Origin of the sequence: Azospirillum sp. 11R-A (genome assembly GCF_049472615.1) — a bacterium.
In the GTDB taxonomy this organism is placed as follows: domain Bacteria; phylum Pseudomonadota; class Alphaproteobacteria; order Azospirillales; family Azospirillaceae; genus Azospirillum; species Azospirillum palustre.
Map to the genome: position 1 here is coordinate 26,431 of NZ_JBCEBL010000029.1, position 15,752 is coordinate 42,182.

General features: G+C 67.6%; 11 protein-coding genes. 4 read left to right on the forward strand and 7 right to left on the reverse strand.

Annotation, left to right across the window (positions count from 1 at the left end; translation table 11 throughout):
• Positions 1-17: 17 nt before the first annotated feature.
• The gene (locus VH569_RS28535; RefSeq protein ID WP_423319879.1) at positions 18-2,069 is read right to left on the reverse strand and encodes an autotransporter assembly complex protein TamA; all 2,052 of its coding nucleotides are present in this window, start codon (positions 2,067-2,069) and stop codon (positions 18-20) included.
• Between the two features lie 193 nt (positions 2,070-2,262).
• On the opposite strand from VH569_RS28535, the gene typA reads away from it, so the two are divergent.
• Positions 2,263-4,089, forward strand: coding sequence for a translational GTPase TypA (gene typA, locus VH569_RS28540; protein WP_423319881.1), 1,827 nt, complete (start codon positions 2,263-2,265; stop codon positions 4,087-4,089).
• 96 nt (positions 4,090-4,185) lie between these two features.
• On the forward strand, positions 4,186-5,859 hold the full coding sequence (locus tag VH569_RS28545; protein ID WP_423319883.1) for an ABC transporter permease: 1,674 nt from the start codon (positions 4,186-4,188) through the stop codon (positions 5,857-5,859).
• Between the two features lie 3 nt (positions 5,860-5,862).
• Here VH569_RS28545 and VH569_RS28550 read toward each other — a convergent pair whose 3' ends face one another.
• Positions 5,863-7,764 (reverse strand): potassium/proton antiporter, encoded by a 1,902-nt coding sequence (locus VH569_RS28550; protein WP_423319885.1) that lies wholly within the window; start codon positions 7,762-7,764, stop codon positions 5,863-5,865.
• 108 nt (positions 7,765-7,872) lie between these two features.
• Positions 7,873-8,370: an RT0821/Lpp0805 family surface protein gene (locus VH569_RS28555; RefSeq protein ID WP_423319887.1), complete on the reverse strand. Its 498-nt coding sequence runs from the start codon at positions 8,368-8,370 to the stop codon at positions 7,873-7,875.
• Between the two features lie 170 nt (positions 8,371-8,540).
• On the opposite strand from VH569_RS28555, the gene VH569_RS28560 reads away from it, so the two are divergent.
• A complete protein-coding gene (locus VH569_RS28560; protein ID WP_085089555.1) occupies positions 8,541-8,723 on the forward strand; it encodes a hypothetical protein in 183 nt (60 codons plus the stop codon).
• 19 nt (positions 8,724-8,742) lie between these two features.
• Here the strand turns inward: VH569_RS28560 and VH569_RS28565 are convergent, their stop codons facing one another.
• Complete coding sequence (locus VH569_RS28565) at positions 8,743-9,774, reverse strand: patatin-like phospholipase family protein (RefSeq protein ID WP_423319888.1); 1,032 nt, start codon at positions 9,772-9,774, stop codon at positions 8,743-8,745.
• 177 nt (positions 9,775-9,951) lie between these two features.
• Here VH569_RS28565 and VH569_RS28570 point away from each other — a divergent pair, with 177 nt between their 5' ends.
• Positions 9,952-11,739: an ABC transporter ATP-binding protein gene (locus VH569_RS28570; RefSeq protein ID WP_423319890.1), complete on the forward strand. Its 1,788-nt coding sequence runs from the start codon at positions 9,952-9,954 to the stop codon at positions 11,737-11,739.
• Between the two features lie 17 nt (positions 11,740-11,756).
• Here the strand turns inward: VH569_RS28570 and VH569_RS28575 are convergent, their stop codons facing one another.
• From VH569_RS28575 to der, 3 genes are all read right to left on the reverse strand, one after another.
• Positions 11,757-12,839: an ABC transporter ATP-binding protein gene (locus VH569_RS28575; protein WP_423319891.1), complete on the reverse strand. Its 1,083-nt coding sequence runs from the start codon at positions 12,837-12,839 to the stop codon at positions 11,757-11,759.
• A 1-nt stretch (position 12,840) separates the two neighbouring features.
• Positions 12,841-13,863, reverse strand: a complete 1,023-nt coding sequence (locus VH569_RS28580) for a Fe(3+) ABC transporter substrate-binding protein (RefSeq protein WP_423319893.1) — start codon at positions 13,861-13,863, stop codon at positions 12,841-12,843.
• A gap of 472 nt (positions 13,864-14,335) precedes the next feature.
• Positions 14,336-15,730, reverse strand: a complete 1,395-nt coding sequence (gene der / locus VH569_RS28585; protein ID WP_423319895.1) for a ribosome biogenesis GTPase Der — start codon at positions 15,728-15,730, stop codon at positions 14,336-14,338.
• Positions 15,731-15,752 lie beyond the last annotated feature (22 nt).

Consider the following 15,752-nt stretch of genomic DNA (forward strand, 5'->3'; position numbering starts at 1 on the left):
GGGACGAAAATGCGCCATCAGAACGCCTGACCCAGGCTGAGATACAGCTGCCAGCGCGAATCGCCGCTGGCGGGATTGAGCGGAACGCCGACATCGACGCGCAGCGGGCCGAAGTCGGTGTAGTAACGCAGCCCCAGCCCGGCACCGACGCGCAACGGCTCGCTGAAGTCCGGATAGGCCTTGTCATAGACGGTGCCGGCATCGACGAAGGGCACCACGCCGATGCTCTCCGTCACCTTGATGCGCAGCTCCGCCCCGATCTCGAACAGCGACCGGCCGCCGACCGGATCGTCGTAGCGGTCGCGCGGCCCCGCCTTCTGGAAACCGTAGCCGCGCACCGACCCGCCGCCGCCGGCATAGAAGCGGTGATCTGGCGGAATGTCGCTCAGCGACGTGCCGAGGATGCTGCCCAAGCCGATCCGACCCGCGGCGACATAGCGCCCGTCCTTGCCGAGATCGTAATAGGTGGAGCCGTTCAGCAGTATCGAGGTGAAGGGCGACTTGGTGTCGCCACCCACCGGGAACCAGGGCGTCACCTGCAACGACGCCCGCTGGCCGGAGGTCGGGTTCAGCAGATTGTCGGTGCCGTTCCAGGCCGCCCCCAGCGGCACGCCGATGAAGGAGGTCTGATAGGTGGTGTCCTCCGTCCGCACCCGGCCGCGCTCGCCGGTCACGCCATAGCTGACGGTCAGCTGGTCGGTCAAAGGCCGCTCCAGCTTCACCGTCAGTTCGGACGCGACGCGGCTGTAGGCCGGCGGCTGGTCGTTCACCACGGCGAAATTGACCAGCAGCGACTGCTTCACCGCCAGGAAGTCGGGCTTGCGGAAATTGACGCTGAAGCGCAGGTCCGGCAGGTCGTTGCCTTTGCTCGATGTACCGCCGCTTGAGCCGGCGACGCGTCCGACATCGACGCCGACGCGCAGTTGCTCGGCGCCGCCGAACAGGTTGCGGTGGCCCCAATAGGCGTTGGCGCCCACCCCGTCCTGGGTCGAATAGGTGACGCCGCCGCCGATGAAGCGGCGCTTGCGCTCGCCGACCGAAACGATGACCGGCGTCACGCCGTCCGGCCCCGGCTCGTCCGCCATCCGCACGCGGACGGTATCGAAGACCTGAAGGGCGGCGATGTCCTGGCGCGCCCGGTCGGTGGCGCCCGGGTCGTAGACCTGCCCCTCCTTCCAGGCGAGACGCCCGCGCACCAGATTCTCGTCGACCTGCTCCAGCCCTTCGATGCGGGTGGCGCCATAGCGGGTGAGCGGGCCGGGATCGACAGTGTAGGTGACATCCATCGTGCGGTCGGAATGATCGACCACCACCTCGCGGCCGGGCACCTTGGCGAAGGCGTAGCCGCGCTTGCTCAGCCGGCCGACCAGTTCCGATTCGGCGTCCAGCACCTTCTGGGCGATTGCGGGGGCACCGGCGACGAGGCCGAGATCGTCGGTGGCGACCTCCTTCGGCAGGATAGAGCTGCTAGCGGAACTGGAAACACCGCGCACCGTCACCGTCTTTATGTGATAGAGCGGCCCCGGCGTCACCGCGACCGTCACCTTGACCGGGGGAGCCTGCCCGCCCGCAGGAAGGGTGCCTGCCGCCGCCGGATCGTCGATGCGGATGTCCAGCTTCGCGTCGTAATAGCCGGCGGAGCGCAGCGCCGTCTGCAAACGGTCGCGGTCGCTGTCGGCCCGCCGTTCCAGCCCGATCAGCGAGGGTGGATGGTCGTCCTTCAGCTCCACCAGGGTCGAGGCGTCGCGCAGCGTGCCGCGCAGCCCCTCATCCTCGACGCCGGTGATCTCCACCTCATAGGAGATGCCGGCCGGCCTGACCTCCTCGTCCGGTGGTGCGGCGTCCGGCGGGGCACCCTCCGACGGCGCCGCGGGCACGGCGCCGGGGATGCTGTCGGGCGGCGAATCCTGGGCATAGCCAGCGTCGGCCGGCCCCAGCATCAGCAGGGCGGCGACCATCGGTACGGCGATCGGAGCCTTGAGCGGAGCGGCTGCAATCCTCGTTGCAACGGCGGCGCGGCGGCGGGAAGCGGAAGCGAAGCGGATCATCGTCCCCAATGTAGGGCCCATTGACGCATGGCTCCATCCCGGAAATTCGCTCTAGCCCAAAGGGCACGGCGCTTGCGTTTTTGCCCGGGATCCATATATTGCGCCGCAACAGTTTCCCCGACATCGCCCACCGATTTCTTTCGGCGGGCCTTTTTGTTGTTTGTGGCATGACGCTGCTGCGTGTCGGGGGTGCCCTTGCGAGACCGAAGGCTCCATGAATCTCCGTAACGTCGCTATCATCGCCCACGTCGACCACGGCAAGACCACGCTGGTCGACCAGCTCCTCAAGCAGGCCGGCTCGTTCCGCGAGAACCAGCAGGTCGCCGAACGCGCCATGGACTCCAACGACCTGGAGCGCGAGCGCGGCATCACCATTCTGGCCAAGTGCACGTCCGTTCTGTGGAACGACCTGCGCATCAACATCGTCGACACCCCGGGCCACGCCGATTTCGGCGGCGAGGTGGAGCGCATCCTCTCCATGGTCGACGGCGTCGTCCTGCTCTGCGACGCGGCCGAAGGCCCGCTGCCGCAGACCAAGTTCGTGCTGGGCAAGGCCCTGAAGCTTGGCCTGCGCCCCATCGTCGTCATCAACAAGGTGGACCGCCCCGACGGCCGTCCGCACGAGGTGCATGACGAGGTGTTCGACCTGTTCGCCTCGCTCGACGCCTCGAACGAGCAGCTGGACTTCCCGACCCTGTTCGCCTCGGGCCGCAACGGCTGGGCGACCACGGACCTGGAGAATGGCGCCCGCGAGACGCTGACCCCGCTGTTCGAACTGATCCGCGACCATGTCCCGGCCCCCAAGGTCGAGGAAGACCTGCCCTTCAGCATGCTGGCGACCACGCTGGAAGCGAACCCGTATCTGGGCCGCATCCTGACCGGCCGCATCCTGACCGGTTCGGTCAAGGTCAACATGGCCGTCAAGTCGATGAGCCGCGACGGCAAGCTGATCGAGAACGCCCGCATCAGCAAGGTGCTGGCCTTCCGCGGCCTGGAGCGCGTTCCGGTGGACGAGGCGCATGCCGGCGACATCATCGCTCTGGCCGGCCTGACCAACACCACGGTTGCCGACACCATCTGCGCGCCCGAAGTGGCCGAAGCGATCCACGCCCAGCCGATCGACCCGCCGACCCTGGCGATGACCTTCTCGGTCAACGACAGCCCGCTGGCCGGCCGCGAGGGTGACAAGGTCACCAGCCGCATGATCCGCGACCGCCTGTTCCGCGAAGCCGAAGGCAACGTGGCGCTGCGCATCTCCGACACCGAGGGCGGCGATGCCTTCGAGGTGGCCGGCCGCGGCGAATTGCAACTGGGCATCCTGATCGAGACGATGCGCCGCGAGGGCTACGAGCTGGCGATCAGCCGTCCGCGCGTGCTGTTCAAGACCGATCCGCTGAACGGCCAGCGCCTGGAGCCGATCGAGGAAGTCGTCGTCGACGTCGACGAGGAGTTCTCGGGCACCGTCGTTCAGAAGATGTCGGAGCGCAAGGCCGACCTGATCGAGATGCGTCCGTCCGGCGGCAACAAGACCCGCATCGTCTTCCATGCGCCGTCGCGCGGCCTGATCGGCTATCAGGGCGAGTTCCTGACCGACACCCGCGGCACCGGCATCATGAACCGCCTGTTCCACGGCTACGCCCCGTTCAAGGGCGCCATTGCCGCCCGCCGCACGGGCGTCCTGATCTCCAACAGCGACGGCACCGCGGTGGCTTACGCCCTGTGGAACCTGGAAGATCGCGGTCCGATGCTGATCGATCCGGGCGTGCTGGTCTATCAGGGCATGATCATCGGCGAGCACACCCGCGGCAACGACCTTGAGGTCAATGTCATCAAGGGCAAGCAGCTGACGAACATCCGCACCACCAGCAAGGACGAGGCTGTCCGCCTGACCCCGCCGATCCAGATGACCCTGGAAAAGGCGCTGTCCTACATCTCCGACGACGAGCTGGTGGAAGTGACGCCGAAGTCGATCCGCCTGCGCAAGCGCTACCTCGATCCGAACGAGCGCAAGCGTCACTCGCGGGCCGCCGAAGCCAGCTGATAACCGTTCGCATATAGGGTAGAGTACCGGCGGCGCTTGCCCCCTGACAGGGAGCAGGCGCCGCCTTCTTTTTGCATACTGCTAGGATGTTTCCGCATGGCGATGGCGACCGACGCGAAGTCCCCCGGCTCCCCGTCCTTCTCTCCCCGCCAGCTGTGGGCACGAATCGGCCCGACCGGGCTGTTCGCCCTGATCCTCGCGCTGCTGATCGCCCTGCCGATCCTTGCCGTCTTCGTCCAGTCCGCCGGGGTCTCCACCGATCTGTGGGGGCACATGGCACGGACGGTGCTTCCCGGCTATATCCTCAACACGGTGATCCTGCTCGGCATCGTCGGCGTCGTCACGCTGGTGACCGGCGTCGCCTGCGCCTGGACCGTCACCATGCACGACTTCCGCGGTCGCGGCGTCCTGCAATGGCTGCTGCTGCTGCCACTGGCCATGCCGGCCTATGTGCTGGCCTACACCTACACCGACTTCCTGCAATTCGCCGGCCCCCTGCAATCCTTCCTGCGCACCACCTTCGGCTGGCGGCGCGGCGACTATTGGTTCCCGGACATCCACACCGCCTGGGGCGCCGGGCTGGTGCTGTCGTCGGTGCTGTACCCCTATGTCTATGTGCTGACCCGCGCCGCCTTCCTCGAACAGTCGGTCTGCGTGCTGGAGGCCAGCCGGACGCTGGGATGCTCCGCCTTCGGCGCCTTCCGCCGCGTGGCACTGCCGCTCGCCCGGCCGGCGCTGGTGGCCGGCGTCGGCTATGCGCTGATGGAGACGCTGGCCGACTTCGGCGCGGTCCGCTATTTCGGCATCGACACCTTCACCGTCGGCATCTACCGGACATGGTTCGCGTTGGGCGATCCGGCGGCGGCGGCACAGCTTGCCGCCGTGTTGCTGCTGGTGGTGCTGGCGCTGGTCGGGCTGGAGCGGCTGTCGCGCGGAAAGATGCGCTTCCACCAGACCACCGGCCGCTACCGCGCCCTGCCCGCCCCGCGCCTGTCGGCCCGCGGCACCGTGATTGCCTGGATCGTCTGCCTGACGCCGGTGCTGTTCGGCTTCCTGCTGCCGGGTGCCGTGCTGATCCGCATGATCCTGCGCGGCGGCACCGAGCTGACGCTCGCCCGATTCACCGACCTGACGGTGAACACCTTCATCCTGGGCGCCAGCGGCGCGGTTCTGGTCGTCGCGGTGGCGCTGATGGTGATCCACGGCGTGCGCCATGACCGCAGCGGCTTCGCCACCGGGGCAGCACGGCTCGCCTCGCTCGGCTATGCCACGCCGGGGACGGTGATCGCCGTCGGCATCCTCATTACCGTCGGGCTGACGCGCGACTGGACCGGCTGGCCGATGGGCGCGATCCTCGGCACCACCATCGCCGGCATCCTCTACGGCTATTTGATCCGCTTCTTCGTCGTTGCCTATGGGCCGCTGGAGTCGGGCTTCGCCAAGATCGGCCCTAATCTGGAAGGAGCGGCACGCTCCCTCGGCCACACGCCGTTGCAGGTGCTGCGCCGGGTCCATCTGCCGCTGCTGCGCCCCAGCCTGCTCAGCGCCGCCATGCTGGTCTTCGTCGACATCACGAAGGAGCTGCCGGCGACGATGATCCTGCGGCCCTTCAACTTCGACACGCTGGCGATCGAGGCCTTCCGCATGGCCTCCACCGAGCGGCTGGACGACGCCGCCCTGCCCGCCCTGGTGATCGTTCTGGTCGGCCTCGCCCCGGTCATCTATCTCAGCCGCACCATCGCGGCGTCGCGGCCGGGGCACCGCGACTGACCGTCAGACTTCGGTGCGGCTTTCCACCCGCTCGTCGTGCCGGGGCTCCGCCGCCGGCATGCCCGCCCGGCACGCCCGCTGCTTTTCGCGTTCCTTCCAGCGGCGGAAGGACTGCTCGTTCCACCAGCCGCCCAGCCGCCCGCCGATATCGATGAGGCGCTGATAGAGCGGCCGGCGCCGGCTGGTCACGCGGGCCGGCTCCAGCGCCAGTCCAACGGAAGTGATGATGCTGTCCTCCATATCGCGCACGATCAGCTCGACACCGCCCATGCGCACCCGGTCGCCCAGCTCGCAGGAGCCGCCGAACTCGTTGCGCAGCAGGTCGCTCAGCGTCAGCCGGGCGTTCGACATCGACAGCGGCAGCCCGTACATCTCGGCGATCTGCTCCACCGTCGCGTCGGGGCTCAGCACCAGATCGCCGTAGAACTCCCGGTCGTTCTGGTCGAGCGCCCGGCTGCCGCCATAGAGCCTGTCGATCAGGGTCAGCCGGTGCTGCGGCGTGAACAGATAGACATGGTCGCCGGGCTGCAACGGCTTCGCCTTGTGCAGCGGCACCACCGCGCCCGAGCGGATGACCAGCGACGGCTTGGCCCAGCGCGGCATGCGCTGCCCCCTGGCCGCCGGGCTCTTGGCGTGGACGGTGTAGGCGACCAGCTCCTGGTCGGCGTTGCCGGGAAGCTCCAGCTCCACGCGCTCCACCGGGCCGCGGCGCGGCGGCACGATCAGTTCCAGCGCCCGCGCCATCGTGCCGATGGTCGAGCCCTGCACCAGAAGCGACACCACCACGACGATGAAGGCGGTGTTGAAGATCAGCTGTCCGTTCTCCAGCCCGCCCAGCACCGGCACCAGCGCCAGCAGAAGCGACACCGCCCCGCGCAAGCCCACCCAGGCGATGAAGCTGGTCTCCCGCACTGAGAAGCGGAAGGGCAGCAGGCACATCCACACCGCGGCGGGGCGGGCAACGACGATCAGGACGAAGGCCACACCCAGCGCCGGCAGGATCATCCCGGCGAATTCCCGCGGCGTGGCGAGCAGCCCCAGCATCACAAACATGACGATCTGGCTGAGCCAGGTCAGCCCGGCATGGAAGCGCCGCAGTTCCAGCGCCCCGCGCAGCTTGACGTTGCCGGCATAGAGCCCGGCGGCATAGACGGCGAGATAGCCGCTGCCGCCCATGACGTTGGTGACGGCGAAGATAAACAGGGCGAAGGTCAGCGTCACCACCGGGTTCAAGCCGGCTTCGAAATTCGCCTTGTTGATGAAGGTCACCAGCAGCCAGCCGCCGGCCAGCCCCATCACCCCGCCCAGCGAAAAAGCCAGCACCAGCTCGCCGACGATGGCGATGGGGGACGCCAGACCATGGGTCGCCGTCTCCACCAGCAGGATGGTCACCATGATGGCGACCGGGTCGTTGCTGCCCGATTCGATTTCCAGGGTGGAGCGGACGCGGTCGCGGAGCGTGATGCCGCCGACGCGCAGCAGGAAGAAGACCGCCGCCGCGTCGGTGGAACTGCACGCCGCCCCGACCAGTAGCGCCTCCCCCCAGGCCAGCCCCATCAGGTAATGGGCGGCGATTCCCACCACGCCGGTGGTGACCGCCACCCCGACCGTCGCCAGCGTCATCGCCGGCCAGGCTGCGGCCTTGTAGCTGGCGAGCTTGGTGTCGAACCCGCTTTCGAACAGGATCACCGCCAGCGCCATCGATCCGATCAGGAAGGCGGAGCCGGCATCGTTGAAGGAGATGTGGCCGATCCCGTCCTCGCCGGCCAGCAGGCCGATGCCGAGGAAGATCAGCAGCAGCGGCGCACCGACCCGCAAAGCGAGGTAGCTGGTCAGCACGCTGACGATCAGCAGGGTCGATCCGATGAGGATGATGTAGCTGACCGCCTCCATTAAGCCCCGCACGCCGTTCTTATCGGGCCGCCATCCGGCGGAACTCCTTGATTTTGACGGCAACTCCCCACATCCGCAAGGAGTAGGACCCGGAGGCGGTCATTCGGATAGGCTGTACGCTTACGATACCAGCTTCCAGCTTCCGTCAGCCTGACGGCAGGCGGTGCCGCGCGCCACCTCGGTCCTGCCGTCGATCACGACCGTGTGGTTGTAGTCGCGGCAGGTCTGGCCGTCGGTGCCCTGATAGGTCCTCACCGGCTGGATGGTGCCGCTGTTGCCGGACTGCGGGTTGTTCCAGGTGATGGTCTGGTTGTTGGCGACCGCGCGCTCCTCCGCGTCCGACGCGCGGTTTTGGTCGGCGGGACTGAAGTGCCGGGCCAGCTGCTGGCCGGCATAGGCGCCGACCAGCGTGCCGATGGCCGTCGTCGCCAGCTTGCCCGCGCCTCCACCGAAGCGCGAGCCGAGCAGGCCGCCGGCGACGGCGCCGCCCAACGTGCCGACGGTCTCCGACGTGTTCATCCCGCCGATGCCGCCGCTGCTGCTGTTTCCGGTCTGGCAGGCGCCGAGCGACAGAGCCGCGACCGCGGCGATGGCCGTGACGCGCAACCTGTTGGTCATGGTCCGCATGGTGGTTCCCCCGTATCAACGTTTCACGGTTAAAGTCCGGTCAACGCTTATGGAGAGAAGAAGTTCCCCCAAAGAAGCAGGACCAAAAGATCAGGGGGCGACGGAAGCAAAATGCGTTTTCGCGTGTTTAGAGACCGAACAGTCAACACGTGGAGGGTAGTATGATGTCCCGTTTGCGTCTGATCGGTGCGGTGTTCGCGCTCCTTTCCGTCACCGCCTGCTCGACTGGCGGCGTGGTCGGCGGTGCGGCCGGTGCGGCCGGCGGATACGCCGTGGACGGTACCCGCGGCGCCGTGATCGGCGGTCTGGGCGGTGCGGCGCTGGGCACCGCCATCGATCATTAAGACCGGCCGCCCGAAGGCCTCAGTCCCGCACCGGTGCGCGCGTCGATTCGCGCGGACCGGTGGCGAAGACGGCGAGCGCGTCGTGCAGTTCCGGCAGGACGCGCTCCACCGCCAGCTCTCCCTCGCGGATGCAATCGTCGGCCCGGTCGAACTCGGTCAGCCCGATGTGACCCAGCCGCGGCACGATGTGCACGTCCGGCGGATCGCCGGCAAGCCGTGACCGGGTGATGCGGTCGGTGACGATGCTGAGCGACGAGACCATCACGCCGAACAGGCTCGGCCCCTCATAGTCGCGGCGGAAGATCCGACGCGTCAGGGCGCCGATGCCGCTCGGCGCGCGATGGCCCGGCGTCTCGTCCTCGACCAGCCGCAACAGGTCGAATCCTGCGGCGGTCGGCACGCTCGACCCGGGCTTGCGCGCCTTCCCCAGGATATCGCCGGCCAGATTGACGGCGATCACCATCTGCGCGCCCAGCGCCCGGCAGGCCGACACCGGCACCGGGTTGACCAGCGCGCCGTCGATCATCCAGCGCCCGTCGATGGACGCCGGTGGGAACACCCCCGGCAGCGAAAAGGACGCCCGCATGGCGTCGACCAGTTCGCCGCGTTGCAGCCACACCTCGTGGCCGGTCACCAGATCGGTGGTGACGGCGGCATAGGGGCACGGCAGTTCCTCGATCCGCACGTCTCCCAGATGCAGGCGCAGTTCAGCCAGCAGCCGGTCGCCGCTGATCAGTCCGCCGCCCTGGCGCAGCCGCAGATCCAGATAGCCGACGATCTTCATCCGGGTCAGCGTGCGCACCCATTCTTCCAGCGTGTCGAGCTTTCCCGCGAGATGGACGCCGCCCACGAGCGCTCCGACCGAAGAGCCGCAAACGATGTCGGCCTCGATGCCATAGCGCTTCAGCGCCCGCAGCACCCCGATATGCGCCCAGCCGCGCGCAACGCCGCCGCCCAGCGCAAGACCGATGCGCGGGCGCCGCGCGCTCCTGCCATTGCTGGCAGCAGCGGTGCCGCCATTTCCGCCATTCAGGCTGGTTCCGTTCGGCATTGGCCTTCCCCCCGTCCCCGGCGGCACCAATGTTCGCCGCCCCGATCGTCAGCATCCTCGTACGGAATCGGTAAAGGAAGCCTGTAACCAGCACCGGCGTCGCCGCGTCGACCGGTGGACAAAGCCGAAGCCCATGGGCTAAGCCATCCCCATCGGACAAGATGATCGGATGCGACCGTGACGAACAAGAGCGGCAAGCCCCTGCGCCTGGATGCGGCGACCGAACGGCTGGCGGCCCGGATGTGGCGCGAATGGGTGCGTCCCTATCGCGGCAAGCTGCTAATGTCCTTCGTGCTGATGGCGGTGGTGGCGGCGACCACCGGCGCCTATCCGCTGCTGATCGACCGGTCCTATGCCATGTTCTCCGCCCAGGACCGCGGCATGCTGCTGGCGATCCCGCTCGCCATCGTCGCGGTGACGATCATCAAGGGCGTGTCGCTCTATTCCCAGACGGTGGTGACCAGCGACATCGTCCAGCGCATCATCGCCGACGTCCGGCTGGCGATGTTCACGCACCTGCAAACCGCCGACATGGCGCAGTTGCATGCGACGCCCACCGGGTCGCTGACCTCGCGCTTCATCAACGACGTCGATCTGATCCGCAACGCGCTGACCCGGACGCTGACCGGACTGGTGCGCGACATCCTGACGGTGATCGCGCTGGTCGGGTCGATGTTCTATCTCGACTGGCTGCTGTCGCTGATCGTCTTCATCATCTATCCCATCGCCGCCGTTCCCATCGTGCGGATCGGCAAGCGCCTGCGCCGCGTCTCCCGCGACACCCAGGCGCAGATGGGCGACATGACCTCGCTGCTGACCGAAAGCCTGTCGGGCGCGCGCATGGTCAAGACCTACAACCTCGAAGACTATGAGCGCGCCCGCGCCGGCCGCGCCTTTCACGAGAACTACCTGCTGACGATGAAGGCGGTGCGCGCCCGCTCGCGCATCGACCCGATGATGGAAGTGCTGGGCGGCGTCGCGGTTGCCGGCGTGATCGCCTTCGCCGGCTATCGCATGACGATGGGCGAAGGCTCGGTCGGCGCCTTCTCCGGCTTCGTCGGCGCGCTGCTGATGGCGGCCCAGCCGGTGCGCGCCATCGGCACGCTGAACGCCGCCCTGCAGGAAGGGCTTGCCGCCGCCCAGCGCATCTTCGAACTGCTGGACCAGCAGCCGACCATCGTAGAGCAGCCGGGCGCCAAGCCGCTCTCCGTCTCGACGGGTGCCGTCGCGCTGCGCGGCGTCCGCTTCTCCTACGAGGCCGGGGCCGACACGCTGAAGGGCATCGACCTCGACGTGCCGGCCGGCAGCACGGTGGCGCTGGTCGGGCGCAGCGGCGCCGGCAAATCGACGGTCTTCAACCTGATCCCCCGCCTCTACGACGTGACGGGGGGCGAGGTGCTGATCGACGGCCAGGATGTCCGCGGCGCCACCCTGCGCAGCCTGCGCGGTGCCGTGTCCATCGTCAGCCAGGACACCGTGCTGTTCAACGACACCGTGCGGGCGAACATCTGCTTCGGCCGTCTCGATGCCGGGATGGACGACGTGATCGCCGCCGCCAAGGCAGCCGCCGCGCACGATTTCGTGTCGAAGCTGCCCGAGGGCTACGACACAGTGATCGGCGACCGCGGCGTGAAGCTGTCGGGCGGCGAGCGCCAGCGTCTGGCGCTGGCCCGTGCCTTTCTGAAGGATGCGCCGATCCTGCTGCTGGACGAGGCGACCAGCGCGCTGGACAGCGAATCGGAACGTCTGGTGCAGGCTGCCCTGGAACGGCTGACGGAGGGTCGCACCACGCTGGTGATCGCCCATCGTCTGGCGACGGTGCGCAATGCCGACCGGATCGTGGTGATGGAAGGAGGGCGTATCATCGAACAGGGCCCGCACGAGGCGCTTCTGGCGGCCGACGGGGCCTATGCCCGGCTCTGCCGGCTGCAATTCGGCGAGGACGAGGTGCGGGCGGGGGCCTGAGGCCTCCCGCCCACCGCTCACTCTGCCGGGAACACCATCGCGCGTTCGGCCGCCATCGCGGCGAACAGCTCTTCGCCGGCACGAACGTCCACATGGCCGGGCAGGCGCGCATGGACCTCCGAGCCGGCCAAATCCAGGCACACCCGCGTTGCCGGCCCAAGGAAGCTGGAGTGGCGCACCCGCACGGGGACTGCATCGGGCCGGGTGCCCGGCGGAAGCAGTTCGAGATCCTCGACCCGGCAGGCGACTTCGACCTTCGTTCCGCCGGGCAGGCCGGGGGCCATGATCCGGCCGAGCGGCGTGACGATCTGCCCGTCGCGTACCGTCGCTTCGAACCGGTTCACCTCGCCGAACAGGCGGGCGACGAAGCTGTTGGCCGGGCGCCGGTAGAGGGTCACCGGCGTGTCGGCCTGGACGATGCGCCCGGCCTCCATCACCACAACGCGGTTGCCCATCTCCATCGCCTCTTCCGGGTCGTGGGTGACGACGACGGTGGCGATGCCGCTGGCGCGGATGATCCGCACCACCTCCTCCCGCACCGAACGGCGAAGCTGCTCGTCCAGTGCGGAGAACGGCTCGTCCAGCAGCAGGACCTTGGGGTCGCGCGCCATGGCGCGGGCCAGCGCCACCCGCTGCTGCTGGCCGCCCGACAGGGTATGCGGATAGGCGTCAGCATAGCGGGTCAACGCCATGGTCTCCAGCAACTCGTCCACCCGGCGCCGGCGTTCGGCGCGCGGACGGTCGATCTGGCCGAAGGCGATGTTGCCCGCCACCGTCAGGTGCGGGAACAGCGCGAAGTCCTGGAACATCATGCCGACCGGCCGCTTTTCCGGTGGCAGCGACCGGCCCGCGGTGGCGAGCACCTGCCCGTCCACCGCGATCTCGCCCTTCTGAACCGCCTCAAGTCCGCTGATCAGGCGCAGCAAGGTCGACTTGCCGCAACCGGACGGGCCGACGATGCACACCACCTCGCGCGGGGCAACCGACAGCGAGACGCCGTCGACCGCCGTCACGCCGCTGTCGGCGCGACCGTAGCGGTGGGTGATGCCGGAGAGGACGACCGACGGGGAAAGGGCGGACGGGGAAAGGGCTTCTGTCATCTTACTTCCAGCCGGCACGGTCCATGATGCGCAGCGCCTGCGGCGTGTGGGCGGCGAAGGAGGCGGCGTTCACCTCGGCCGCCTTGAAGCTGCCGAGCTTCACCAGTTCCGGATGCGGCTGGACCGCCGGGTTGACCGGATATTCCATGTTGCCGTCGGCGAACTGGCGCTGCGCCTCCGGGCTCAGCAGATATTCCAGCAGCTTGCGGGCGTTATCCTGGTTCTTGGAGGTCTTCACCACGCCGGCGCCGCTCAGGTTCACATGGGTGCCGCGGTTGCCCTGGTTGGGGAAGATCACGCCGATCCTGGACGCGACCTCACGGTCCTCCTGCTTGGCCGAGGTGATCATCTTGCCGACATAATAGGTGTTGGCAATGGCCAGATCGCCTTCGCCGACTGCGACCGCCTTGATCTGATCGATGTCGCCGCCCTGCGGCGGGCGGGCGAGGTTGGCGACGAGGCCCTTGACCCACTCCTCCGTCTTCTCCTCGCCCAGCGCTTCGATCATCGAGGCGGTCAGGGCGAGGCTGTAAGGATGGGTGCCGCTGCGGGTCAGCACGCGATGCTTCCACTCCGGCTTGGCGAGGTCCTCGTAATCCTTGATCTGCTCCGGCTTCACCCGGTCACGGGCATAGACGACGATGCGGGCGCGGCTGGACAGGCCCCACCAGGCGCCGTTCGGGTCGCGCAGGTTGGCCGGGACCTTGACCGCATCGAGCTGCGGCGAGGTGACGGAGGCGAGCAGCCCTTCCTGGGCGGCAGCGGCCAGACGGCCGGCATCGACGGTGATGAACAGATCGGCCGGGCTGCTGGCGCCTTCCGACTTCATGCGCTGGATCAGCTCATCATGGTTGCCTTCAATAATGTTGACCTTGATCCCGGTCGACTTGGTGAAGGTTTCATAGATCGCGCGGTCAGTATTGTAATGCCGGGAATTGTAGACATTGACTTCCTGCGCCTGGACGGAAAAGGCGGTCAAGGCACCGACTGCAAAAGCGACCCCAGCGATCTTATCGATGAACATCCATCACTCCCGGACTGCGAATGGCTCTCAATTTCATGAGAATGGATATCAGTTGCAGGCTTCGCTGTCGAGACGGGATTTATCCTGGGGAGAGTCAATCGCACGGCGCGGTGCAAGCCTGCCCGCCACAGAGGGCCGCGTTCAAATCGGTCGCTCCGATGATCTGTGGTAAGGCACTGGACAATCCCAGGGACCTCAAGGAAGGGTCTGGATCGGGCAACTGAGGCGGTGGCGTCCAAATTTCAGGAGCGGACCGACGGACAATTGCCCTTGGGAAGCCGGGACTGGGCGGATAACAGCGCCTGCCCAATCAGCGGGCGACACTTCCCATCGACAACATGGTAAGCCGCCCGACAGGTGGACGCAGGTCGGCGCAAAGTATTATGTGGAGCGTGATCGTTTCAGATCGCGCTCCACAACATTACCGGTGCTCGTCGTGGCCCCCTTCCCATCGGGAAGAGGGACATCGGGATCAATCGTCCGCGTACGGATTCTTGCCCTTGCGCAGAAGCAGGCGCACCGGCACGCCGGGCATGTCGAAGCTCTCGCGCAGATGCGTCGTCAGGTAACGCTGGTAGCTTTCCGGCAGATCCAGCGGCTTGTTGACGAAGAGCGCGAAGGTCGGCGGACGGGTCTTCACCTGGGTAACGTAGCGGATCTTCACCCGGCGGCCCTCCACCAGGGGCGGCGGATGGTGGTCCAGAACGCCTTCGATCCAGCGATTCAGCTGAGCGGTCGGGATGCGGCGGTTCCAGACCGTGTAGGTCTCCAGCACGCCGTCCAGCAGCGTGTCGAGCTTGTGGCCCTTCAGCGCCGAGATGGTGACGACCTTCACGCCCTTGATGTAGCCGAGCGCGGCCTCAAGCTTGTCCTCGACCTGACGCAGCGCCATGGCGCGGTCCTCGACCGCATCCCACTTGTTGACGGCGATCACCAGGGCGCGACCCTCGGAAATCACCAGCCGGGCGATGGTCAGATCCTGCTTGTCGAGGATGGCGGCGGCATCGACCACCAGCACCACGACATTCGCCATGCGGATGACGCGCAGGCTGTCGGCGACCGCCAGCTTTTCAACCTTCTCGTCGACGCGGGCGCGGCGGCGCATGCCGGCGGTGTCGACCAGCTTGAAGCGGCGGTCGCGCCACTCCCAGTCGACGGCGATGGCGTCGCGGGTCATGCCGGCCTCAGGCCCGGTCAGCACGCGCTCCTCGCCGAGCAGGCTGTTCAGCAGCGTCGACTTGCCGACGTTCGGACGGCCGACGATGGCGATCTGGATCGGCTTGGTGCGATCCTCTTCCGGCTCCGGCTGGTCGCCGATGGGGATGGAGGGATCGAAGCCGTCGTCGGCGTCCTCGGCCTTGTCGGACTCCTCGGGCGGAGCGTAGGGCAGCAGGGCCTCGACCAGATCGGCCATGCCCTCGCCATGCTCGGCGGACAGCGGGATCGGATCGCCCAGGCCGAGTTCGTAGGATTCGAACATGCCGGGCTGGCTGGCCTTGCCCTCGGTCTTGTTGGCGACCAGCAGCACCGGGGTCTTACTCCGGCGCAGCAGCTTGGCGAAATGACGGTCCAGCGGCGTGATGCCGGCACGGGCGTCGATGATGAACAGCGCGACGTCGGCACGGGTCAGGGCCTGCTCGGTCTGGCGGCGCATGCGCGCCTCCAGGCTGTCGTCGGTCACATCCTCCAGACCGGCGGTATCGACCACCGTGAAGGACAGACCGCCGACATGGGCCGGGGCCGAGCGCCAGTCACGGGTGACGCCCGGCGTATCGTCCACCAGGGCCAGCTTCTTGCCGGCCAGACGGTTGAAGAGGGTCGATTTGCCGACATTCGGCCGACCGACGAGGACCACGGTGAACGACATGGGGCCAAAGGCCTTTCACAAC